Genomic DNA, 890 nt, shown 5'->3' with positions numbered 1-890 from the left:
GGGGTAGATGGTGTAGTCCTCCGTCTCGTGGAAGGTGAGGCCTTGCGGCGCGCCGTTGACGTACACGCCCTCAAGGTAGCCGTGGCTCTTCACGACGCGATCGCCCGCCGCGTTGTAGGTGTAGCGGCTGGTCTTGCCGTTGTCCGACAGGGCCATGAGGCGGTTCTCCTCGTCCCACGCCATGCGCCGCTCCGTGTTCAGGCTGTCGTCCTCCACGAGCGTGGGGTTGCCGTTGGCGTCGTAGCTGTAACGTTCGTGCCCTATCTGCGAGGGCGCGGTGGGATGGTCGGCGTCGCCGTACTCGTAGGCCAGCGCGTAGCTGCCCGCAACCGAACCCGAGTCGGTGCGCTGCACCTTGGTGAGCGGCTCGCCCATCAGCCCGAAGCTCATGTCCATGGCGTAGCCTATGCCCTTGGCCTTGCCACTGGCCTTCACCAGTCGGTTAAGCTCGTCGTAGGCGTAGGTGTGGCTGAACGCACCGCCCAGCGGTTTCTCCTTCTTTTCCTTGCCGGCATCGGGGCCGCCCGTGCCGTCCGTTCGGCCAGGGCCTCCGGGTCCCTTCGGTTTCTTCGGCGCCTTTGGTGTAATAACGTTGGTCAGCCCCAAAATATTGTCCACGGGGTCGTATTTATATTGCGTTTGCATGATGCTGTCTCCGTTGGCCGTGAGCAGCATGCCCTGCAACCGTTCGCGCTGGCGGTCGTAGGCGTACGTGCTTTCCGTGCCGTTGCCCATGCGCGTGTATATGGTGTGCCCGTCCTTGTCGTAGCCCACCTGCGCCACTATCGTCTCTTCCCTGCCCTGCTTGGCCGACTTGAGGCTCGTCACCTGACCCGCGGCGTCGTAGCCGTAGCTTACCACCTCCCCGTCGGGATAGGTGATGGTGCGCA

At 63.7% G+C, this 890-nt stretch carries 1 pseudogene; it reads right to left on the bottom strand.

The features are described 5' to 3' along the window. Window positions 1-890 (bottom strand): annotated as a pseudogene (locus HMPREF0670_RS15085) (RHS repeat-associated core domain-containing protein); the annotation flags it as partial.

The organism is Prevotella sp. oral taxon 317 str. F0108 (genome assembly GCF_000162415.1).
Lineage (GTDB): Bacteria > Bacteroidota > Bacteroidia > Bacteroidales > Bacteroidaceae > Prevotella > Prevotella conceptionensis.
Note: the sequence above shows the minus strand (reverse complement) of the source record. Positions and strands in the feature narration are given on the sequence as shown.